The following is a 22,581-nucleotide window of genomic DNA, read 5'->3' as shown; positions in this document are numbered from 1 at the left end:
CTCTATGATGTAATAAAAAGATAAATATGGGAATAAAATACCTGCTCCGTTGAAGAATGAGGATGATTTTGTAACTAATCATAAAAAGTCAAGACGAGTTCAATTATAATAAGTTAATTATTCAAATAATCTTAACCCTTTGGAAAACAAAAAAGCAATTAAACTAATCGATAAAATCCTGGGAAATCTTGACAAAACAGGTATAAATACAGAGACATTAATCGATGACATCAAAGAATTAAGAACTTATGCTTTAGAAGAGCAAGTTCCATTAGTTGTAAAGGTTCTTAGGCTTACTTACGAGCACATAGAAGAATACAGCTCATTTCTTATACCTATCCTAGATGATGAGCCAACAGATGAAGACGATGACTATATTGAAGAAAAAGAAGATGTTTCTCCTGTAGAAAGTCTTAAATATTTAATAGCTCTAATAAAAAATCTTAATAACAAAATAAATATATCTGACCTAAAAGAGTATAGAGACCTTTTGATGAAGTATTAATCGAAAAGAATTCTCCGGGACCTGTCTATTGTTAAAGGAAGGACTTTCGTTGAAATTGTCATTCTCGTGAAATCGCAAAATTAGCTTCGCTGAATTTAAACTCGGCAAGTAAATTTTTTCATTTCATGAATTCATTAATATAAAATAAAACGATACTTTTTGAAAATGATCAAAAAAAAGCCGTCTAAAAATCATTTTTTAGACGGTCTCTTTTATTATGAAAAAAACCAGTATTCTTAAACGTCAGCGGATTTAACAGTTTTAATAATTCTGGCAGCAATTTTATATGGATCTGCATTTGATGCAGGACGACGATCTTCTAAATAACCTTTCCAGCCTTTATCAACAGTGATTATAGGAATTCTTATAGAAGCACCTCTATCTGAAATGCCATAAGAGAAATCGCTTATAGAAGCAGTTTCATGTAAACCAGTTAAACGTTGGTCGTTAAACTCGCCATATACATCAATGTGCTCTGTAGTTACAGGTCTAAACGCTTCACATACTTTCATATATGTTTCTTTAGATCCACATGTTCTTAATAATGTATTAGAGAAGTTTGCATGCATACCAGAACCATTCCAATCACCTTTTACTGGTTTCGGATGGTATTCAATATAGTAGCCATATTGTTCAGTCAATCTGTCTAATAAATATCTTGCAATCCATATCTCATCTCCCGCTTTTTTAGCACCTTTGGCAAACAATTGGAATTCCCACTGACCACTAGCAACTTCTTGATTAATACCTTCAAAGTTTAATCCAGCCTCAATACATAAATCAGCGTGTTTTTCAACAAAATCTCTACCATGTGTGTTTTTTCCGCCTACAGAACAATAGTACATTCCTTGGGGGCCAGGATAACCGCCAATAGGGAACCCTAAAGGTAATTGCGTATGCGTATCCATAATAAAATATTCTTGCTCAAATCCAAACCAGAAATCATTATCATCATCATCAATACCAGCTCTTCCGTTAGATTCATGTGCAGTACCATCAGCATTAAGTACTTCAGTCATTACTAAATAACCGTTTTTGCGTGCTGGGTCTGGATAAATAGCAACAGGCTTTAATACACAGTCAGATGATCCGCCTTCAGCTTGTTGTGTTGAAGAACCATCAAAAGACCAGTTTCCTATTTCTTCTAATGTTCCTTTGAAGTTTTCATGCTCTTCTACCTTAGTTTTACTTCTCAAGTTTTGTGTTGGCTTGTAACCATCTAACCAAAGGTATTCTAATTTAATTTTTGCCATAATGAATATTTTATGAATGAGATTTTAATAATATGCACAAATATAAATTATTATATAAATACTTTGTATTTATAGGGGGTCTTTTAATAAAAGTATTAGTTATTTTTATTCATCCCCCATTATTTTAAGGTTTATTTTAAAAAAAGAGTATTATTTTATATAAAAATTGCAAAAATGGTAACAATAAATTTTTGTATTTTCATGCTTTTATTGTTTTTGCTACTTATTTTTGCAGTCATAATATAATCATTATTAAACTTAATTAATTTTCTGAAAATGTCAACATTAAGATTTCATGCTATTAAAGAATCGCTGGCTTATAAGCCTGTTATCGTAGAAGAGAAAGAACGTCGATCAGACTTGTTTGGAAAACATGTATTTAATGAGAACACCATGCGTCAATACCTAACAAAAGATGCTTTTATAGGTGTTATGAATGCTATTCAATATGGTAAAAAAATAGATAGAAGTATAGCAGATCAAGTGGCATCTTCTATGAAAGATTGGTCATTATCAAAAGGAGTCACTCATTATACGCATTGGTTTCAACCATTAACAGGGGCTACGGCAGAAAAGCATGATGCATTTTTTGAAACTATAGGTAATGGTATGGCTATCGAAAAATTTGGAGGCAGTCAATTGGTACAGCAGGAACCAGACGCTTCCAGCTTTCCAAGTGGAGGTATTAGAAATACATTTGAAGCGCGTGGTTATACTGCTTGGGATCCAACATCGCCAGCATTTATATACGGTACGACGTTATGTATTCCAACCATTTTTGTGGCTTATACAGGTGAAGCATTAGATTATAAAACCCCCTTATTAAGAGCGCTACATGCGGTGGATGATGCGGCAACAGCAATATGCAAATATTTTGATAAAAATGTAAAGAAAGTGTCTTCTTCTTTGGGATGGGAGCAAGAATATTTTTTAATAGATAAAATGTTGGCTGAGAGCCGCCCGGATATTTCCTTAACAGGTAGGACATTATTAGGTCATTCTCCTGCTAAAGGACAACAATTAGATGATCATTATTTTGGATCTATTCCTAGTAGAGCGTTGAATTTTATGCGCGAATTGGAAACAGAATGTATGCTTTTAGGTATTCCTGTAAAGACCAGACATAATGAAGTGGCTCCTAATCAATTTGAGTTAGCTCCAATTTATGAAGAAGCAAATTTGGCGGTAGATCATAATTCACTTTTAATGGATATTATGGCACGTGTAGCATCACGCCATAATTTTAAAGTACTGTTACATGAAAAGCCATTTGAAGGCATTAATGGTTCTGGTAAACATAATAACTGGTCATTGTCTACAGATACTGGTGTTAATTTACTAGGTCCAGGAAAAACCCCCATGAGTAACCTTCAGTTTCTAACTTTTTTTATTAATACTATTAAAGCGGTTCATGAGCATGAAGCACTTTTAAGAGCAGCGATTGCATCAGCTAGTAATGATCACAGGTTAGGAGCCAATGAGGCACCACCAGCTATCATTTCAGTATTTATCGGGGAACAATTAACCAAAGTTTTAGAGGAGTTAGAAGGGGTGACTAAAGGGAAATTATCGCCTCAGGAAAAAACAGAGCTTAAACTAAATGTTATTGGTAAAATACCTGACGTTTTACTTGATAATACAGATAGAAATAGAACGTCTCCTTTCGCGTTTACTGGCAATAAATTTGAGTTTAGAGCAGTAGGCTCTACAGCGAATTGTGGCAACCCGATGACTATTTTAAATACCATTGTGGCGAAACAATTAAGGGATTTTAAAATTGAAGTAGATAAATTAATCGATAAGAAAGATTTAAAGAAAGACGAAGCTATATTTAATGTATTGAGAGAGTATATTAAATCGACTAAAAATATTTTATTTGAAGGGAATGGTTATGACAAGGCATGGGAAGAAGAAGCTAAGAAAAGAGGTTTAAGTAATAATAAAACAACGCCTGAAGCTTTAAAAGCAAAAATTTCAAAGCAAACCATTACATTATTTGAAGAAATGAATGTTATGAGTAGAATTGAGGCTGAAGCGCGTTATGAAATAGAGGTTGAAGCTTATATCATGCATATTCAAATTGAAAGCCGTGTGTTGGGAGATATTGCACGTAACCATATTGTACCAACTGCTGTTAAGTATCAGAATATTTTAATTGAAAATGTTAGAGGCTTAAAAGAAATATTTGACAAAAAATTTAATACAGTTTCTAAAGAGCAGATCAACTTAATCGAAGAGATTTCTAGTCATATTGAAGGCATTAATGTAAATGTTACAAAAATGATAAATGAACGTAAAAAAGCCAACGCGTTTGAGGATATAGAAAAGAAAGCATTAGCATACTGTAATCATGTGAAGCCTTTATTTGATGATATTCGCTATCATTGCGATAAGTTGGAATTGCTGGTTGATGACGAAATTTGGCCATTAACAAAGTATCGGGAATTATTATTTACAAGATAGTTGTCAAAAGTTATGAAATCCCGTTGTAAAAAGCGAGATTTTTTAATTCAAAAAACTAAATTTGCAGCACAACAAAATATTATGAGTCAAGAAGTTTCAAAACGATACGCGCAACGTGGAGTTTCAGCATCAAAAGAAGATGTGCATAATGCTATAAAAAATATAGATAAAGGGTTATTTCCAAAAGCATTTTGTAAAATAGTACCAGATTATCTAACAAACGATGATGATTATTGTTTGATCATGCATGCAGATGGTGCTGGAACAAAATCATCCTTAGCTTATATGTATTGGAAAGAAACTGGAGATATTTCGGTTTGGAAAGGGATTGCCCAAGACGCTTTAATAATGAATATTGATGATTTATTATGTGTTGGTGCAACCGATAACATTATGTTGTCTTCAACCATTGGAAGAAACAAAAATTTAATTCCAGGAGAGGTGCTTTCAGCGATTATTAATGGTACAGAGGAATTGCTTGAAGACTTAAAATCGTTTGGCGTAACGATTCATTCTACAGGTGGTGAAACAGCTGATGTTGGGGATTTAGTAAGAACTATTATTGTAGATTCTACAGTAACGGCAAGAATGAAACGAGATGATGTTATTGACAATGCAAACATTAAGGCTGGTGATGTTATAGTTGGATTAGAATCTTTTGGACAAGCGACTTACGAGAAAGCATATAATGGAGGAATGGGGAGTAATGGCTTAACGTCAGCTCGTCATGATGTTTTTAGCAAGTATCTGGCAGAAAAATATCCTGAAAGTTTTGATGCATCCGTTCCTGAAGATTTAGTATACTCCGGCGATGTAAAATTAACGGATGCTGTTGAAGATGCTCCTATAGATGCAGGTAAGCTAGTGTTGTCTCCTACAAGAACATATGCACCAATTATTAAAAAAATATTATCAGAATTTAATAGCGAAACTATTCATGGTATGATCCATTGTAGTGGAGGTGCTCAAACTAAGATCCTTCATTTTGTAGATGAGCTTCATATAGTAAAAGATAATATGTTTCCAATTCCGCCATTATTTAAACTCATACAAAAAGAATCTAAAACGGATTGGAAAGAAATGTATCAAGTGTTTAATTGTGGTCACAGAATGGAATTATATGTGTCTCCAGAAGTTGCTGAAAATATTATTGGTATTTCTAAATCTTTTCATGTTGATGCTAAAATAATCGGTAGAGTAGAAGAATCAAAAACAAAAAAACTCACAATAAAATCTGAGTTTGGTGAGTTTAATTACTAAATCTCGGTCTGCATTATAAAAATGGAATGATTATTGATTGAAAATTTTAGTTTGTATAATTAACCCTAGTTAAACGATGAAAACCATATTTCTAATCCCTCTTTGTTTCTTTTTTCAATTAATTTCTGCACAACCAGACTCACTTTTTTTACAAGAAAAGACTGAAAAAAAGGCTAAAAAAAAGAAAGATGGACCACAATGGATTCAAAAAAATAAAGCTACTGTAGATTTAAGTGAAGTTTCATTTGTTAATTGGAATTCCGGTGGTAGTAATTCGATATCTGGACTTTTTGGAGTTCAGTCTTCTGCAAATTATAGAGATAAGTACTTTTCATGGAGAAATGACGCATCCGTGCGTTATGGGATAAATAAACAGGAGTCAAGAGAACTAAGAAAAACTGATGATTTGTTTGAACTTACTTCAAACATAGGTTATAAGCCAGATGAGGAATCAAACTGGTTTTATTCTGCAAGACTTAATTTTAAAACCCAACTTACTAATGGTTATAAGTATCCAAATAAAGATACACCAATTTCCAGATTGCTAGCTCCAGGGTATTTATTCTTTGGTGGTGGTATGGAATATGGAAAAGATATTGAAGAATTGTCATTTTATTTTTCTCCATTAACTTTAAAAGCAACTTTTGTACTGGATGAAGATTTGGCTAATGCTGGTTCTTTTGGGGTTACTCCTGCGGTGTTGGATGTGGATGGAAATGTTGTTACTCCAGGAGATCGCGTAAGAAGAGAGGTCGGTATTTTGATGACCAATAGCTACGAAATGGAAGTAGCTGATAATGTTAACCTGAAACATGTCGTGAGTTTGTATTCTGATTATGTGAACAATTTTGGAAATGTGGATTTAGATTGGAGGATCGATTTTAATTTTAAAGTAAATAGTTTTATTAGAGCAAACTTAGGCTCCCATTTAAAATATGATGATGATGTAAAAACGAAAGAACCTTCGGAGATTGAAGGGGAGTTTGATGAAGCTGGTGCCAAGATACAGTGGAAACAGATTTTAGGTGTTGGATTTGCTGTCAATTTTTAAAATAATCCCTGTTTTTTTATTCCAAAAATTTGTTAACTTTTTAATGTTAATAAATAGTTATAATATTGATATTTAGTGCTTTATATATTTTAGCTTGTAAACTTTATGATTTTTGTCATGTTTTAAGTTGTACATTTATGGTTTATTTATACTTTAATTAAATAATCCAAAATCCACAACTTACTAATGAAAGATAACGTGATAAAAACACAACCAAAAACTTACTCTCAAGACCAAGCCTTTAATGAATCATTAAAATATTTTAAAGGCGACGATTTAGCTGCACGCGTTTGGCTAAATAAATATGCACTTAAAGACTCAGAAGGAAATATTTATGAGTTAACTCCAAATGATATGCATCTTCGAATTGCTAACGAGTTAGCTAGAGTTGAGAAAAAATATGCAAACCCATTATCTGCAGATGCTATTTTTAATTTAATAAAAGATTTTAAATATATTGTGCCACAAGGTAGTCCAATGGCAGGAATAGGGAACCCATATCAAATAGCGTCACTTTCTAATTGTTTTGTAATTGGTAATTCAGGGGAATCAGATTCATATGGAGGTATTATGAAAATTGACCAAGAGCAAGTTCAGCTTATGAAGCGCAGAGGAGGTGTTGGACACGATTTGTCTCATATTCGTCCAAAAGGTTCTATGGTTAAAAACTCTGCATTAACATCCACAGGTATCGTTCCTTTTATGGAACGCTATTCTAATTCCACTAGGGAAGTTGCACAAGATGGTAGACGTGGTGCATTGATGCTGTCGGTTTCCATTAACCATCCAGATTCAGAGGATTTTATCGATGCAAAACTGGAGCAGGGTAAAGTTACAGGGGCAAATGTCTCGGTTAGAATGGATAATGATTTTATGAAAGCCGTAAAAACTGGTGCCAATTATATTCAGAAGTACCCGGTCTTTAGTGCAAATCCTAAAGTTACTAAAACAATAAAGGCTAATGACTTATGGAAAAAGATTGTGCATAATGCTTGGAAATCTGCCGAACCGGGAATTTTATTTTGGGATACCATTATAAATGAATCTATTCCAGATTGTTATGCCGATTTGGGATACAAAACAGTTTCTACAAACCCATGCGGAGAAATTCCCTTATGTACTTATGACTCTTGTAGGTTATTAGCTATTAATTTATTCTCTTATGTAGAGAATCCTTTTACAAAACACGCTAAGTTTAATTTTTCTTTATTCAAAGAACATATTAAAGCAGCTCAGCGTATCATGGATGATATCATTGATTTAGAGTTAGAAAAAATTGATACTATTTTACAGAAAATTGATGCAGATCCAGAGCTAAGTGAGGTGAAAGGACCCGAACGCAATTTATGGATTAATATAAAGCGAAAAGCAGAAGAAGGGCGTAGAACAGGCATTGGTATTACAGCAGAAGGGGATATGTTGGCTGGATTAGGGATTCAATATGGGAGTGAAGAAGGTAATGCTTTTTCATTGAAAGTTCATAAAACAATTGCTATAGAAGCGTATAGAGCATCGGTGCATTTAGCAAAAGAACGTGGTGCTTTTTCTATTTTTGATGCAGAACGTGAAAAAAACAATCCATTTATACAGCGTATAAAAGATGCAGATAGTAAGCTGTATTACGAAATGTTAGAATATGGAAGACGAAATATAGCTTTACTTACCATAGCACCAACCGGCACAACGAGTTTAATGACACAAACAACATCTGGTATTGAACCAGTGTTTTTACCGGTTTATAAACGTAGGAGGAAAGTAAACCCAAACGATAAAGAAGCACGTGTGGATTTTGTTGATGAAGTCGGTGACTCTTGGGAAGAATATGTTGTCTTTCATCACAGGTTTAAACAATGGATGGAAGTAAATGGCATTGATACCTCTAAAAATTTCTCACAGGATGAGCTAAATGATTTAATAAAGCAATCTCCATACTATAAAGCAACTTCAAATGATGTGGATTGGCTAAGTAAAGTAAGTATGCAAGGTGCCATTCAAAAATGGGTAGACCATTCCATAAGTGTAACCATTAACCTGCCTAATGATGTTTCTGAAGATTTAGTGGGAGAGTTATATTTAAAAGCTTGGGAAGTAGGATGTAAAGGAGTGACTGTTTATAGGGACGGTTCTCGTTCTGGCGTATTAATTTCTAATGATGATAAAAAAGAAGAGGCATCTAAAGATTTATTAACAACATTCCCTGTAAAACGGCCTCAAGTATTGGAAGCTGATGTAGTTCGTTTTCAGAATAATAAAGAAAAATGGATTGCTTTTATTGGTATTATTGATGAGAAGCCTTATGAAATTTTTACGGGTTTAACGGATGATGAGGATGGTATTTTAATTCCTCGCTGGGTAAACAATGGATTAATAATAAAAAACAGAAATGAAAATGGTACGTCTCGTTACGATTTTCAATATGAAAATAAAAGAGGTTATAAAACGACGATAGAAGGCTTGTCTCATAAATTTAATCCAGAATTTTGGAACTATGCAAAACTTATTTCCAGTACACTTCGTCATGGGATGCCGATAGATAAAATTGTCGATTTAATTAATAGTTTACAATTAGATAGCGAGTCTATTAATACATGGAAAAATGGTGTAGGTCGCGCCTTAAAACGTTATGTAGCTGATGGTACACAAGTAAAGGGGCATACATGCAATTCTTGTAAATCGGAAAACCTAATATATCAAGAAGGTTGTTTAACCTGTAAAGATTGCGGGTCTTCAAAATGCGGTTAATATTAACATGTATAACTAAAAATTGTCACATCGAGCACAGTCGGGATGTCTTAAAATATAAGGCATTAAAAAGTTCTCGACTGCGCTCGAACTGACGTTTATAAAAATTTTCAGTTTTTTTATTTAATTAAAAGTACCAATGCTTAAATATTTATAATCTTCTAGTTCTTTTAGGCTGCCAATTAGTTTGGTGCAGCCATTTTTTAAAAGATAAGTAGTATCAGAAACAGCTATGATGTGTTCATACATATGATCTGTAATAATGATGGCTTTTTTATGTTTTTCTTCTTCAATGAGATCTTTTATTTTTTCAATATATAAAGGAGCAACGTGAGAGAAAGGTTCATCTAAAAGCACTATTTCCCTAGAGCATTTTAATATCAAGTAAATTTCTATAATTCTACGCTCTCCTCCAGATAACTTATTGAAATAAAATTTTTTAAATGGAATAAATGTTTCAAAAATATTAACAAATGCACCCCAGTCTACCTGAAAAAGTTTAAAGGCAGCTTTAATTTTCATCTTATTGGGAACAAAATGATGCTGAGGCAAATAACTAACTAATTTAGTTTGGTACAGTGGTTTTAAAATAGGCGTATTGTTAATTCTTACTAAGCCATATTTGGCTCTTAGATTACCAAAAACAATATTCAAAAGACAACTTTTTCCACAACCATTGCTCCCTAAAATACCAGTGATTTTTCCTGTTTCAGCTTTTAGGTAAACACCATTTATAATGGGTTTGTTGTTAAAATAAAGTTCAACATTATCAATTTCTATAATCATACAAATTCCTTAAGAAGTAAAAGAAAAGGAGTACTTAATAATAAATCAATCATGAATAATAATGAAAACAGTTTGAAAGTAGAAATACCCAGATTTTTGTAAAATATCAGTTTTCGTTTTGCATTTGTTTCATTTATTAAGAACCATAAGAACACGACTAATAATAGTTTAACAATAAGAATTGGAATGATATCATATTTTAAAAATGAAAAAATAATATTTAAGCCAAAAGACCAAAAAATAAAAGGCCTGTAAAAAACGAATATGGAAAATAATTGATTCATATATATGATTAGAAACGCTGGAAGTTGAATATTATTCTAACCTAATGATTAATAGACGGGCATATTCGTGTTGAAAATTCATAAATTATCGTATTTTTGATCCCCAATTAAAAGGTAGATGTTAGAGAAATTACAAATAGTAAAACAGCGTTTTGATGAGGTTAGTGATTTAATTATTCAACCCGACATTATTACAGATCAAAAACGTTATGTAGAGCTTAATAGAGAATATAAAGACTTGCGAATTCTTATGGATAAGCGAGAATTATATATAGAACTTACAGATAATTTGGAGGAAGCCGAATCTATTATTGCTGATGGAAGTGATGCAGAAATGGTTGAAATGGCTAAAATGCAATATGACGAAGCCAAGGAGGGTATTCCTAAGTTAGAAGAAGAAATAAAAGTCCTTTTAATACCTAAAGACCCAGAAGATTCTAAAAATGCGGTAGTTGAATTACGTGCAGGAACCGGTGGAGACGAAGCTAGTATTTTTGCAGGCGATTTATTTAGAATGTATACTAAATACTGTGAGGGTAGAGGATGGCGAGTAGATACTGTAGATTTTAGTGAGGGCACTAATGGTGGCTTTAAAGAAATTCAGTTTGAAGTAAGCGGTGACGATGTTTATGGCACTTTAAAGTTTGAAGCTGGTGTACATCGCGTGCAACGTGTACCACAAACAGAAACTCAGGGACGTGTGCATACTAGTGCTGCAACGGTTATGGTATTTCCAGAAGCTGAAGAGTTTGATGTAGAAATTAATCCAAAAGAGGTTAGAATAGATTTTTTCTGTTCTTCAGGTCCGGGAGGTCAATCTGTAAACACGACCTATTCGGCAGTCCGTTTAACACATATTCCAACGGGATTGGTAGCACAATGTCAAGATCAAAAATCACAGCATAAAAATAAAGAGAAAGCTTTTAAAGTATTACGTTCCCGTTTATACGATTTAGAGCTGGCAAAAAAGCAGGAAGAAGATGCTGCTAAACGTGGTAGCATGGTATCATCAGGTGATAGAAGTGCTAAGATTCGCACCTATAATTATCCGCAAGGACGAGTAACAGACCATAGAATAGGTTTAACGCTTTACGATTTAAGCAATATTGTAAATGGTGATATTCAAAAAATAATTGATGAATTGATGTTAGCTGAAAACACTGAAAAGTTAAAGGCTAACGATGATGTAATTTAATTTCAATTCCTGAGAAGGCAGGAATCTTATGAATTGAACTAAATTAATTTTTTAAATGGATTCCTGCCTTCGCAGGAATGACAAAATAGCCTAAGTGACAACAAACCAACTCATAAGTCAAATCAAAAAAAAGAAATCCTTTTTATGTATAGGATTAGATGTTGATTTAAAAAAAATACCACCACACCTTTTAAAAGAAGAAGATTCTATTTTTGCTTTCAATAAAGCGATTATTGATGCAACACATCATTTATGCGTAGCCTATAAGCCCAATACGGCGTTTTATGAGGCGTATGGTATAAAAGGTTGGAAAGCTTTAGAGAAAACCATCAATTATTTAAACGAAAAGCATCCTGAGATTTTTACTATTGCTGATGCTAAACGAGGTGATATAGGTAATACAAGTACGATGTATGCCAAAGCTTTTTTTGAAGATTTAGCTTTTGATTCTGTTACTGTTGCTCCTTATATGGGTAAAGATTCAGTGGAGCCTTTTTTAGCTTTTGAAAATAAACATACCATACTTTTGGCATTAACATCCAATCAGGGAGCTTTTGATTTTCAAACAAAAACGGTTGATGGAAAAGAATTATATAAACAAGTTTTAGAGACTTCCAAAACTTGGGAACATTCAGAAAATTTAATGTACGTCGTAGGCGCTACCAAAGCAGAGTATTTGGCAGATATTAGACAAATTATTCCAGATAGCTTTTTATTAGTGCCAGGGGTTGGTGCTCAAGGAGGTAATTTACAAGATGTTTGTAAATATGGAATGAATAATCAAGTTGGCCTACTTATTAATTCCTCTCGCGGTATTATTTATGCCTCTAACGAAGATGATTTTGCTAAAGCTGCTGCTATAAAAGCAAAAGAACTTCAACAAGAGATGGAAATTGAGTTGAAGCGTCTATGAGCTTAGTTTTCTTTTTAATTTGTAACAAGAATATTTAAAAACCGTATAATGAAAATAAACATAATTGTGTTTATTCAATAATTGGGCGGAAGCTTAAAAAATCGGATACAATGAAAAAGACCCTAAATGATTTAACCAAAGAAGATTGGAACACACTTTTTCCGATTGAATTGGTCGACCATAATCCTGAATGGAAAAACATCTACGAAGACGAAAAAAATCGAATATTAGATAAAGTCGAGAAAGAAAAAATATTACGAATTGAGCATTTTGGTAGCTCATCAATCACTACAATCAAATCCAAACCCTATATCGATTTAATGATTGAAATCCCCAAAGAATTATTGTTCGACGAAAAACTAATCGACGAATTCGCGGAATTGGGATATTCACATTTTAAAGTTCCAGCAAGAGAAAATATAGCGGAATATTCAACATTCGGAAAAGGATACAATGTTGACGGAACAAAAGAACAGGTTTTCCATATACATATGTGCCCAAAAGATAATGTGATGTGGAAACAAATTGACTTTCGGGATTATCTAAATACGAATTATAAACGGGCAAAGAAATACGAAAATTTAAAACTCGAATTAGCATCCAAATTCAAAAATGATAGAGGCTCGTATGTACTTGGAAAAACTGATTTTGTGAAAGAAACTTTGGATATAATCAGCGGAAAAACCAGCGAACAGCAACGTGTATAAAACGTAGCTAATAAGTGCTAAATCGAAAAGTAAGCGTCTTTTTATATGTTACGTTCCATACACAAACCGTTGTAAAACAGAACTATGGGGGTTTTTGACTTTCTAAATTCTAAACCATCAGATGAAAAACTTACCAAAAAGTTAGTGAATTTTGTATACAATAGTATTCAAACTGAAAAGGTATTCGTGTTGAAGATGCTCTATGTGTAATGACTAACAAAAAAAATGGAGGAATTGAAAAGCGAAATTAAAAAATAAAAACGTTGCCTAAGATGAGTTCAATACACTAAACTCGTTGGAAACAAGCTAAAAGACAATGAAAGATTATATTGATTTAGCAGAAAAGAATGGAGTTACACTTTTAAATAATGGAAAGTGTCAATTTTGCGGTGCTAATACAAAAAGAGGAATTCACGAATGCTTAGAAATTTTTAATTTAGGACTCCTAAGCATAGATTTTTCCAATATAGAAAATCATATATATAAATTTCTGATAGTTGACTCCCATACATTGCAACATCCAGAAATCCACGGCAGATGGAATAATCATTTTCATCTTTCTAGATTACATTTGATTATTAAATATGATGTTAAATGGACTTATAAACTATCATCAAAACTAAGTGATTGCTTGAATAAATATAAGATTGGTAAAGAAAATGAGTACCTAAGTCCTCCAAAAATCCTTGAAAGAGGAAAGATTACGACAACAGATATTATAGAAAAATTGACTAATGAGAAGGCATGTAAAGATTTGATAAGAAAATGGGCATTGGAAGTTTATAATGAATGGGGTACTCATCATAGTGTAGTAGACAATATTGCAAAACGTTTTTTAACTTAAAAAAGTAAAGAGTTGTTAGCACGATGTATAAAACGTAGCTGATTAGACTAAAATGAAAGGTTATCGCTTTTTACAAAGTCTACCAAATTTTAAATTTGGCATTTAAAAATGATAAATTAAAAATGTAACGTCTTTTTGCATGCTACATTATATACACAAATCGTCAATATACATTAGAATGAAACCTATAAAAACAATAAAAGACCAACTAAACAGAATCATTCATTTAAAAGAAACCCCTAAGCGCATCGTTTCGTTAGTCCCAAGTCAAACCGAATTACTATGTGATTTAGGTTTAGAGAACGCGCTTGTTGGTGTTACCAAGTTTTGTGTTCATCCACATCATATTAGAACAGATGCCGTTGTTGTAGGGGGTACAAAGCAAATTCATTTAGATAAAATTAGAGGGTTGCAACCTGATATTATTCTTTGCAATAAAGAAGAGAACACTAAAGATCTTGTTGAAGCTTGTGAGACCATTTGTAACGTACATGTTTCAGATATCTTTATAATCGATGATAGTTTAAAATTGATTCATCAATACGGTGAGATTTTTAATAAAACAAAAGAAGCGTTTACTATAATTGATACCATTCTAAGAGAGATAGAAGATTTTAATATATTCATTAAAAATAAACCAAGGCTAAAAGCCGTTTATTTTATATGGAAAGATCCATGGATGGTTGCTGCAAATAATACTTTTGTTAATTATTTATTGAAGCTTAACAAGTTTGAAAATGTTTTTGAAAATGAGATTCGTTATCCAGAGATAGCACTTAATGAATCGACTGTAAATAAAGATGTAAATATTGTGCTTTTATCTAGCGAGCCTTATCCGTTTAAAGAAAAGCATAAAAAGGGTATACAGGCGTTTTATCCCAACGCAGATATTGTACTAGCAGATGGAGAAATGTTTTCCTGGTATGGCTCCAGGCTAACTAAAGCTTTTAAATATTTTAAAAACTTGCGCCTAAATCTTGAGAATAATCAATCCTAGTAGTATCTTCTACAAAGTTTGCAATTTTATTTTCTAATTCTTTTAAGCTAATTAGCTTATTTAAGTTTGGCTTTATTTTTCCAACTCTACAAAAATGTGTACTCATAACTTGTTTTTATATAAAGTACGGAAAATAGTATGTTTTGGATGTAATATGAAAGTTAAAGAATTGCTAAATCTTATGTAGAAGTTGATGAGAAGGTTCTCTGTATAAGTATGTTAACTTGTTAAGTTCGTCAAGTAGTTTGATAGCCCGATATTCAGAAATATCGCTTAGAGCAGAATCTGTTTGACGAAAATTATAAGCCTGCTCAATAAGTTCTTTATACCGCTGATTGAGTTTTCTTTTATGAATTTGTATGTTGTCCATTTTTTCCATGTATCCCCCACGAAATAGAAAGTAACTAAATATACATTATTTATTCAGAAATTAAAAGAAATATCAAAACTATTTTGTTAAAACAGGTTCATTTTTAGATAGTTGTAAACTTTTGTTAATTTAGATATCTGTTATCAAAAGAATCAATAATTTTAAGAAACTAACCAAAACTGTTCATTATGAAGTTATTTTTAAGCGCTTTTCTTGTCTTATTTTTTTCATTTTCGAATTATGCGCAAGATGCTAATTGTAAATGTTGTAATGAAAAGCATAATGAATTTGACTTTTGGATAGGTACTTGGACCGTTACTAATACAGATGGAAAGGTTGCAGGGAAAAATGTGATTGATAAAATTCAAGATAATTGTATTTTAAGAGAAAATTGGACAAGTGCCAGAGGGAAATTCACTGGAACAAGTAATAATTTTTATAATGGTGTTACAAAGCAATGGGAGCAAATTTGGATCGATAACCAAGGAGGAAGCTTACACTTAAAGGGGAAAAGAGTCGGTAACCAGATGATTTTAAAAACAGATGTTGCTACTAATAAAGAAGGAAACCCTTTTTACCATCGTGTGACCTGGACTTTAAATGATGATGGTTCCGTAAGGCAATATTGGGAAACCATTACCAATGATAAAGATATTACTGTAGCCTTTGATGGATTATATAAAAAAACCGAATGATTAAACATTCGGTTTTTTTAAAACTTAATATTTTATCTACCTAATCTTGCAAAGCAAAAACTTTTTTCAATAAATCTGTTGTTCTTGAAGATAGCTTAGTTCGAATTTCTGTTTCTTCTATAGCAATCATCTTAAATACACCTTTTAAAGCTTCACCAGTAACATAGTCGGTTAAATCTGGATTTACATTATTAGTAAAAGGAAGGTTGTTGTATTTATTAATTAAGTTACTCCAAATTTTATCTGCTCCGACTTTACTAAAGGAGTTATTTATAACAGGGCTAAATTTACTATATAAAGCTGTTTGAGTTTTGCTGTTTAAATAGCGAGTTGCAGCATCATTATTACCAAGTAGAATATTTTTAGCATCTGCGAAAGTAATACCTTTAACAGCATCAACAAAAATCGGTGTTGCTTCTTTTACAGCATCTTCAGCAGCTCTGTTAAGTACTTTTAAACCTTCGTCTGCTAGTTTGCTTAAACCAACATCTCTAAGAGCTTTATCAACTTTATGTAATTCTTGTGGTAATAGTATTTTTACTAATTCATTTTTAAAAAAACCATCGGTTTGTGTCAGTTTTGTGACTTGTTTGTCTATTCCAAAGTCTAATGCTTGTCTCAAGCCGGAAGCAATTTCTGCATTACCAATAATACCACCACCTTGTGGTAATTGATTAACAACTTGTTGTAATTCTGCACATGCAGTAAGGTTAAAAATTAAGACAAAAGCTAAAAATTTACGAATCATAGTTTTGGGTTTTATATGTTTAACAAATATATGTTTTAGATATTAAAATCATTTCAAATTTATGTCTAATATGTTTTTTTGGATTTAATCGAAAAAAAATCATCGAAGCTTTGTCTCAAGGTTTCCGTTGAAATTGTCATCTAAAAAAAGACACCCTGAGAGTAAGGTGTCTTTCGTATAAACCAATAAACCAAATATTCCCACTAATGTTTCGTTTAAATTTTACAATCGTGGGCTTTTTTATCTTAAACTGTATTTATTAGACACAAGAGAAAAAGTAAAGTCACAACTTTATTAAAAAAAGAAGAAGATCTGATTATTTTAATATACCTAAGAAAAAATGACCGTTTTATTATTGTAAACCATTACTTTTCTGTCGGCGTGTAATTTAACTGCATTTGCCAACACAATTTTTTCTAAATCTCTCCCTTTAGCTATCAAGTCCTGAATAGAATGTGTGTGTGATACATGCGCTACGTCTTGTTCAATTATTGGTCCGGCGTCAAGCTCTTCGGTTACATAATGACTTGTAGCTCCAATAATTTTAACACCGCGTTTATATGCCGAATGATATGGTTTTGCGCCTACAAATGCAGGAAGGAAAGAGTGATGAATATTAATTATTTTGTTTGGGTATCTACTAATTAGTTTTCCAGAAACAATTTGCATATACCTTGCTAAAACTATAAAGTCTATATCATGTTTTTCTAATAATTCCAGTTGTTTGTCTTCAGCTTCATTTTTAGTGTCTTTAGTAACAGGGATATGATGAAACGGAATTTTGAAGTTGTCAGCAATAGATTTTAAATCTAAGTGGTTACTTACTATAAATGGAATACTCAAGTTAAGCTCCCCAGAATTATAGCGTCCTAATAAATCATATAAACAATGGTCGTATTTAGAAATAAACAAGGCCATTTTTGGCTTGATTTCAGAAGAATAAATACGCCATTTCATTTCAAACCCATTAACTAATGTATTCTTAAATGATTCTTTAAAATCGCTTGTAGAAAAGGAATCATCATTGAATTCACTTTCTAATCGCATGAAAAAAATGTCCTGTTCTCTATCTACATGTTGGTCTATATAGACAATATTACCACCTTCTTCAGCAATAAAGCGTGTTACAGATGCAATAATATTGGAACGATCTTTACAGTGGATTAAAAGCGTAATTTTATTCATATGATCCAAAATCAATTTATTTTCAAAACTAATCTAAAAAATAGATAAGAAGTAGTTGATATTATAATTTTAGATAATCTTACGCGAATAGCTTATTTTTTTGAATATTTCGTAAATTGCGACACTTAAAACTAAGATTCTTTACGAATGAAACAACAAGCACCATACAAGCCCAAACATAAAGTACGTATAGTAACTGCAGCATCATTATTTGATGGTCATGATGCATCCATAAATATTATGCGTCGAATCATCCAAGCCACGGGGGTTGAGGTGATCCACCTAGGGCATGATAGAAGTGTGGAAGAAGTCGTAAATACTGCTATTCAGGAAGATGTAAATGCTATTTGTTTAACCTCTTACCAAGGTGGGCACAATGAGTATTTTAAGTATATGTATGATTTATTAAAGGAAAAAAAAGCTAGTCATATTAAGATTTTTGGTGGCGGAGGCGGTGTTATCTTGCCTTCTGAGATTAAAGATTTGATGGATCATGGCATTACGCGCATTTATTCTCCTGATGATGGGCGTGAAATGGGATTGCAAGGCATGATTAATGATTTGGTTAAACAATCAGATTTTGCAATAGGAGATACATTAAATGGAGAAGTCGATAATTTAGAAAAAAAACACTCAAAATCGATTGCTCGTATTATTTCATCTGCTGAAAATTTCCCGGAAATAGCTAAAGATACATTAGATAAAATTCACTCTAAAAATAAGAATTCTAAAACACCCGTTTTAGGGATTACAGGTACTGGAGGTGCTGGGAAATCTAGCTTAGTTGACGAATTGGTGAGACGCTTTTTAATTGACTTTCCAAAAAAAACGGTCGGTATTGTTTCGGTTGATCCTTCAAAAAGAAAAACCGGAGGCGCTTTGTTAGGAGATAGAATTCGTATGAATGCTATTAACTCTCCTCGTGTTTATATGCGTAGCTTGGCAACACGTCAGTCAAATTTGGCATTGTCCAAATATGTAAATGAAGCCGTTGAAGTTTTAAAAGCTGCTGAATATGATTTAATTATTTTAGAAACGTCTGGTATTGGGCAATCTGATACTGAAATTATAGAACATTCTGATGTGTCGTTGTACGTTATGACTCCTGAATTTGGAGCGGCAACGCAGTTAGAAAAGATTGACATGCTTGATTTTGCGGATTTAGTAGCCATCAATAAATTTGATAAACGCGGCGCTTTAGATGCTTTACGGGATGTTAAAAAACAGTACATGCGTAATAATAACCTTTGGGAAGTTCCACAAGATGAATTGCCAGTTTTTGGAACCATTGCATCTCAATTCAATGACCCGGGAATGAATACGCTTTACAAGGCCATTATTGATATGTTGGTCGAAAAGGCAGAAGCTGATTTAAAATCGACTTTTACTATTTCTGATGAAATGAGTGAGAAGATTTTTGTTATTCCGCCATCTAGAACACGTTATTTATCTGAAATAGCTGAAACGAATCGTGCTTATGACCAAAAGGCAAGTAACCAAGTTGAAGTTGCACAAAAGCTTTATGGTATATATAAGACAATTTGTTCAGTTATGAATGTCACTTCGAGTACTTCGACTGCGCTCAATATAGACTCCATCGAAAGGTCTTTCATTGGAAAATTAGGTTTAAATCAAGAAGAGATTCTTCGCGTTGCTCAGAATAACAATGACAGAAGCTTTTTAGAACTATTATTGAAAGAATTCGATAGAGTAAAACTAAATCTAGACCCTTATAATTGGGAAGTTATTTTAGGCTGGGACGAAAAAGTGAATACATATAAAAACCCGATCTATTCATTTAAAGTTAGAGATAAAGAAATTAAGATTGAAACACATACAGCGTCTCTATCACATACTCAAATTCCAAAAGTAGCATTACCTAAATATCAGGCATGGGGAGATATTTTGCATTGGTGTTTACAAGAAAATGTTCCAGGGGAGTTTCCTTTTACATCAGGATTGTATCCATTTAAAAGAACCGGAGAAGACCCAGCACGTATGTTTGCTGGAGAGGGTGGGCCAGAACGAACTAACCGCCGTTTTCATTATGTGAGTATGGGATTGCCGGCAAAACGTTTGTCAACCGCATTTGATAGTGTGACACTTTATGGAAACGATCCAGATCATCGTCCTGATATTTACGGGAAAATAGGAAATGCCGGTGTCTCTGTTTGTTGTTTAGATGATGCTAAAAAACTGTATTCTGGTTTTAATTTGGCTGATGTTATGACCTCTGTGAGTATGACCATTAACGGTCCGGCACCTATGTTATTAGGCTTTTTTATGAACGCAGCTATAGATCAGCAATGTGAAATTTATATTAAAGAAAATGGTTTAAAAAAAGAAATTGAAGCTAAAATTGCTGCCATCTATAAAGGTAAGGAACGACCAAAATATTATGGTGAACTACCAGAAGGTAATAATGGTTTAGGATTGATGTTGCTCGGAGTTACTGGAGATCAAGTATTACCACCAGATATTTATAATGATATAAAAACAAAAACCATTGCACAAGTTCGGGGAACGGTACAAGCTGATATTTTAAAGGAAGACCAAGCTCAAAATACTTGTATTTTCTCAACCGAATTCGCGTTACGATTAATGGGTGATGTTCAAGAATATTTTATTGAAAATAATGTTCGTAATTTTTATTCGGTATCTATTTCTGGTTATCATATTGCTGAGGCAGGAGCTAACCCCATAACACAGCTGGCTCTAACACTTTCTAATGGTTTTACTTATGTAGAATATTATTTAAGTCGGGGTATGGATATCAATAAATTTGGCCCGAACCTATCGTTCTTTTTTTCAAATGGTATCGATCCGGAATATGCAGTCATTGGTCGTGTCGCTCGAAAAATTTGGGCAAAAGCCATGAAGCATAAATACGGTGCGAATGCGAGAGCGCAAATGCTTAAATATCATATTCAAACTTCAGGGCGTAGTTTGCATGCACAGGAAATAGACTTTAATGACATTCGTACTACCTTACAAGCGTTATATGCTATTTATGATAATTGTAACTCGCTACACACGAATGCTTATGATGAAGCAATTACAACGCCAACGGAAGAATCGGTGCGTCGTGCTATGGCCATTCAACTCATTATAAATAAAGAATTAGGCTTAGCTAAGAATGAAAACCCAATTCAGGGGTCTTTTATTATTGAAGAACTGACCGATTTAGTAGAAGAAGCTGTATTGCTTGAGTTTGATAGGATTACTGAGAGAGGTGGTGTTTTAGGAGCCATGGAAACGATGTATCAGCGTAGTAAAATTCAAGAAGAAAGTTTGTACTATGAAACCTTAAAACATAATGGTGATTTTCCTATTATAGGAGTGAATACATTTTTAAGCTCTAAAGGTTCTCCTACAATTCTTCCTAAAGAGGTGATTCGTGCTACAGAAGAAGAGAAGCAATTTCAAATAAAAACTTTAGAAAATCTTCATAAAGCAAACGATACAAAAGCATTATTAAAAGAACTACAAACTAAAGCTATTCAAAATGAAAATATTTTTGAAGTATTAATGGAAGTTTGTAAAATATGTTCTTTAGGAGAAATAACGAGTGCGTTATTTGAAGTAGGCGGGCAGTATAGACGAAATATGTAAGCAGAGAACCACTTTTTGCCTAAGCAAAAAGTGTGTGAGTCGCTTATCCTGAGCGAAGACGAGGGATCTTGTTAAATAGAACAGAGAACCACTTTTTTGCCTAAGCAAAAAGCGTGTGAACTGCTTATCCCGAGCCTTTCAGCTTGAGTTTATACTGAGCGTAGTCGAAGTACTCAAGACAGACTTCGTCGAAGGGTCTTTTAATTTTAAATGATGAATACAATTAAGTTTTCGAGGTATTTCCAATTTGATCTATCAGTGACATAGAAGTATCTGTCTCCATTAAAGTTAATTCTAACTTTGATATTTTTTGTACAAGATGAATAGCCAGTCCAACAGCAAATAAATCAATTAATTCTGAAAAAATATAAGCATTATTTGCGTCTATAAATGCATCTATGGTATCAGCTCTATTCATTTGTTTTGTGGCAAAATTTGCTACAAATCCATTAATTAAGTAAATAACCCACCATAATACGATAAACCCAGTATTTTGATCAACAGTAATATTTGTGTTGTAATCTTTTATTAATTGTTGTGTTTTTAGATATATTTCTTTCATAGTCTTTACGGGTTTTACCCAATTCACAAAAGGAATAAAATAGCCCCAAACAGCACTATTTTCGGTATAATCCATGTTAACACCTAATCTGATTAAATTACCATATGCTTTTCTAAACCATTTTATAAATAAAACAATAGCTGTTATAAAAGTTAAAAACTGTATTATTCCCAATATCATAACAGCATAATCGATAAGCTCTAGATCCTCATCACTATATTTATTAATTTCATAACCTTTAAGAATCTCACTTTGATAAAGGTTTAAAACTATTGAAGTAATATCTATAAAAGCAATAATTCCAAATATTATTATTGTGTATTTACTTCTTAGTGAGTTATCATTTATTAATGTCATAATTAAGTTTTTCCAAATATAGAACTTTGAGAGAAAAAAGCGCCTTAATTCC

At 32.7% G+C, this 22,581-nt stretch carries 18 protein-coding genes; 12 read left to right on the top strand and 6 right to left on the bottom strand.

Going from position 1 to position 22,581, the window contains the following annotated elements; genetic code table 11:
• The first annotated feature begins 139 nt into the window (after positions 1-139).
• Positions 140-505, top strand: coding sequence for a hypothetical protein (locus tag Q4Q47_RS01845; protein ID WP_303304952.1), 366 nt, complete (start codon positions 140-142; stop codon positions 503-505).
• 236 nt (positions 506-741) lie between these two features.
• Here the strand turns inward: Q4Q47_RS01845 and Q4Q47_RS01840 are convergent, their stop codons facing one another.
• Positions 742-1,758, bottom strand: a complete 1,017-nt coding sequence (locus Q4Q47_RS01840; RefSeq protein ID WP_303304951.1) for a glutamine synthetase beta-grasp domain-containing protein — start codon at positions 1,756-1,758, stop codon at positions 742-744.
• 276 nt (positions 1,759-2,034) lie between these two features.
• On the opposite strand from Q4Q47_RS01840, the gene Q4Q47_RS01835 reads away from it, so the two are divergent.
• From Q4Q47_RS01835 to Q4Q47_RS01820, 4 genes are all read left to right on the top strand, one after another.
• Positions 2,035-4,221, top strand: a complete 2,187-nt coding sequence (locus Q4Q47_RS01835) for a glutamine synthetase III family protein (RefSeq protein WP_303304950.1) — start codon at positions 2,035-2,037, stop codon at positions 4,219-4,221.
• Between the two features lie 81 nt (positions 4,222-4,302).
• Complete coding sequence (locus tag Q4Q47_RS01830; protein ID WP_303308433.1) at positions 4,303-5,481, top strand: AIR synthase related protein; 1,179 nt, start codon at positions 4,303-4,305, stop codon at positions 5,479-5,481.
• A 76-nt stretch (positions 5,482-5,557) separates the two neighbouring features.
• Complete coding sequence (locus tag Q4Q47_RS01825) at positions 5,558-6,532, top strand: DUF3078 domain-containing protein (protein WP_303304949.1); 975 nt, start codon at positions 5,558-5,560, stop codon at positions 6,530-6,532.
• A gap of 186 nt (positions 6,533-6,718) precedes the next feature.
• Positions 6,719-9,274, top strand: coding sequence for an adenosylcobalamin-dependent ribonucleoside-diphosphate reductase (locus tag Q4Q47_RS01820; RefSeq protein WP_303304948.1), 2,556 nt, complete (start codon positions 6,719-6,721; stop codon positions 9,272-9,274).
• A gap of 123 nt (positions 9,275-9,397) precedes the next feature.
• Here Q4Q47_RS01820 and Q4Q47_RS01815 read toward each other — a convergent pair whose 3' ends face one another.
• The gene (locus Q4Q47_RS01815) at positions 9,398-10,060 is read right to left on the bottom strand and encodes an ATP-binding cassette domain-containing protein (protein WP_303304947.1); all 663 of its coding nucleotides are present in this window, start codon (positions 10,058-10,060) and stop codon (positions 9,398-9,400) included.
• A 402-nt stretch (positions 10,061-10,462) separates the two neighbouring features.
• Here Q4Q47_RS01815 and prfA point away from each other — a divergent pair, with 402 nt between their 5' ends.
• The 5 genes from prfA to Q4Q47_RS01790 all read left to right on the top strand — a co-directional run bounded on the left by prfA (position 10,463) and on the right by Q4Q47_RS01790 (position 15,000).
• Positions 10,463-11,539 (top strand): peptide chain release factor 1, encoded by a 1,077-nt coding sequence (gene prfA, locus Q4Q47_RS01810; RefSeq protein WP_303304946.1) that lies wholly within the window; start codon positions 10,463-10,465, stop codon positions 11,537-11,539.
• Positions 11,540-11,633: 94 nt separating this feature from the next.
• The gene (pyrF, locus tag Q4Q47_RS01805; RefSeq protein WP_303304945.1) at positions 11,634-12,452 is read left to right on the top strand and encodes an orotidine-5'-phosphate decarboxylase; all 819 of its coding nucleotides are present in this window, start codon (positions 11,634-11,636) and stop codon (positions 12,450-12,452) included.
• A gap of 110 nt (positions 12,453-12,562) precedes the next feature.
• On the top strand, positions 12,563-13,159 hold the full coding sequence (locus Q4Q47_RS01800; RefSeq protein ID WP_303304944.1) for a GrpB family protein: 597 nt from the start codon (positions 12,563-12,565) through the stop codon (positions 13,157-13,159).
• A gap of 316 nt (positions 13,160-13,475) precedes the next feature.
• Positions 13,476-14,003 carry a DUF5946 family protein gene (locus tag Q4Q47_RS01795; protein ID WP_303304943.1) on the top strand — a complete coding sequence of 176 codons (528 nt, stop codon included), beginning with the start codon at positions 13,476-13,478 and terminating at the stop codon, positions 14,001-14,003.
• A 178-nt stretch (positions 14,004-14,181) separates the two neighbouring features.
• On the top strand, positions 14,182-15,000 hold the full coding sequence (locus Q4Q47_RS01790) for an ABC transporter substrate-binding protein (RefSeq protein ID WP_303304942.1): 819 nt from the start codon (positions 14,182-14,184) through the stop codon (positions 14,998-15,000).
• Between the two features lie 172 nt (positions 15,001-15,172).
• Here the strand turns inward: Q4Q47_RS01790 and Q4Q47_RS23775 are convergent, their stop codons facing one another.
• Positions 15,173-15,370 (bottom strand): Lacal_2735 family protein, encoded by a 198-nt coding sequence (locus Q4Q47_RS23775; RefSeq protein ID WP_303304941.1) that lies wholly within the window; start codon positions 15,368-15,370, stop codon positions 15,173-15,175.
• 188 nt (positions 15,371-15,558) lie between these two features.
• Here Q4Q47_RS23775 and Q4Q47_RS01780 point away from each other — a divergent pair, with 188 nt between their 5' ends.
• A complete protein-coding gene (locus Q4Q47_RS01780; RefSeq protein WP_303304940.1) occupies positions 15,559-16,065 on the top strand; it encodes a hypothetical protein in 507 nt (168 codons plus the stop codon).
• A 40-nt stretch (positions 16,066-16,105) separates the two neighbouring features.
• Here Q4Q47_RS01780 and Q4Q47_RS01775 read toward each other — a convergent pair whose 3' ends face one another.
• Both Q4Q47_RS01775 and purU read right to left on the bottom strand, forming a co-directional pair.
• Positions 16,106-16,813: a DUF4197 domain-containing protein gene (locus Q4Q47_RS01775; protein WP_303304939.1), complete on the bottom strand. Its 708-nt coding sequence runs from the start codon at positions 16,811-16,813 to the stop codon at positions 16,106-16,108.
• Positions 16,814-17,143: 330 nt separating this feature from the next.
• The gene (gene purU, locus Q4Q47_RS01770) at positions 17,144-17,998 is read right to left on the bottom strand and encodes a formyltetrahydrofolate deformylase (protein WP_303304938.1); all 855 of its coding nucleotides are present in this window, start codon (positions 17,996-17,998) and stop codon (positions 17,144-17,146) included.
• A 147-nt stretch (positions 17,999-18,145) separates the two neighbouring features.
• Here purU and Q4Q47_RS01765 point away from each other — a divergent pair, with 147 nt between their 5' ends.
• On the top strand, positions 18,146-21,610 hold the full coding sequence (locus Q4Q47_RS01765; protein ID WP_303304937.1) for a methylmalonyl-CoA mutase family protein: 3,465 nt from the start codon (positions 18,146-18,148) through the stop codon (positions 21,608-21,610).
• A 223-nt stretch (positions 21,611-21,833) separates the two neighbouring features.
• Here the strand turns inward: Q4Q47_RS01765 and Q4Q47_RS01760 are convergent, their stop codons facing one another.
• Positions 21,834-22,529: a DUF4328 domain-containing protein gene (locus Q4Q47_RS01760; protein ID WP_303304936.1), complete on the bottom strand. Its 696-nt coding sequence runs from the start codon at positions 22,527-22,529 to the stop codon at positions 21,834-21,836.
• Between the last annotated feature and the right edge of the window lie 52 nt (positions 22,530-22,581).

Source organism: Flavivirga spongiicola (genome assembly GCF_030540825.1).
In the GTDB taxonomy this organism is placed as follows: Bacteria; Bacteroidota; Bacteroidia; order Flavobacteriales; family Flavobacteriaceae; genus Flavivirga; species Flavivirga spongiicola.
This window is presented reverse-complemented; position numbering and strand designations above follow the sequence as displayed.

Coding starts and splice junctions, on each gene's coding strand:
- Q4Q47_RS01840 (WP_303304951.1), bottom strand. CDS start 1,758: ATGGCAAAAATTAAATTAGAATACCTTTGGTTAGATGGTTACAAGCCA.
- Q4Q47_RS23775 (WP_303304941.1), bottom strand. CDS start 15,370: ATGGACAACATACAAATTCATAAAAGAAAACTCAATCAGCGGTATAAA.
- Q4Q47_RS01815 (WP_303304947.1), bottom strand. CDS start 10,060: ATGATTATAGAAATTGATAATGTTGAACTTTATTTTAACAACAAACCC.
- purU (WP_303304938.1), bottom strand. CDS start 17,998: ATGAATAAAATTACGCTTTTAATCCACTGTAAAGATCGTTCCAATATT.
- Q4Q47_RS01795 (WP_303304943.1), top strand. CDS start 13,476: ATGAAAGATTATATTGATTTAGCAGAAAAGAATGGAGTTACACTTTTA.
- Q4Q47_RS01825 (WP_303304949.1), top strand. CDS start 5,558: ATGAAAACCATATTTCTAATCCCTCTTTGTTTCTTTTTTCAATTAATT.
- Q4Q47_RS01800 (WP_303304944.1), top strand. CDS start 12,563: ATGAAAAAGACCCTAAATGATTTAACCAAAGAAGATTGGAACACACTT.
- Q4Q47_RS01760 (WP_303304936.1), bottom strand. CDS start 22,529: ATGACATTAATAAATGATAACTCACTAAGAAGTAAATACACAATAATA.
- Q4Q47_RS01835 (WP_303304950.1), top strand. CDS start 2,035: ATGTCAACATTAAGATTTCATGCTATTAAAGAATCGCTGGCTTATAAG.
- prfA (WP_303304946.1), top strand. CDS start 10,463: ATGTTAGAGAAATTACAAATAGTAAAACAGCGTTTTGATGAGGTTAGT.
- Q4Q47_RS01790 (WP_303304942.1), top strand. CDS start 14,182: ATGAAACCTATAAAAACAATAAAAGACCAACTAAACAGAATCATTCAT.
- Q4Q47_RS01775 (WP_303304939.1), bottom strand. CDS start 16,813: ATGATTCGTAAATTTTTAGCTTTTGTCTTAATTTTTAACCTTACTGCA.
- Q4Q47_RS01765 (WP_303304937.1), top strand. CDS start 18,146: ATGAAACAACAAGCACCATACAAGCCCAAACATAAAGTACGTATAGTA.
- Q4Q47_RS01780 (WP_303304940.1), top strand. CDS start 15,559: ATGAAGTTATTTTTAAGCGCTTTTCTTGTCTTATTTTTTTCATTTTCG.
- Q4Q47_RS01820 (WP_303304948.1), top strand. CDS start 6,719: ATGAAAGATAACGTGATAAAAACACAACCAAAAACTTACTCTCAAGAC.
- Q4Q47_RS01830 (WP_303308433.1), top strand. CDS start 4,303: ATGAGTCAAGAAGTTTCAAAACGATACGCGCAACGTGGAGTTTCAGCA.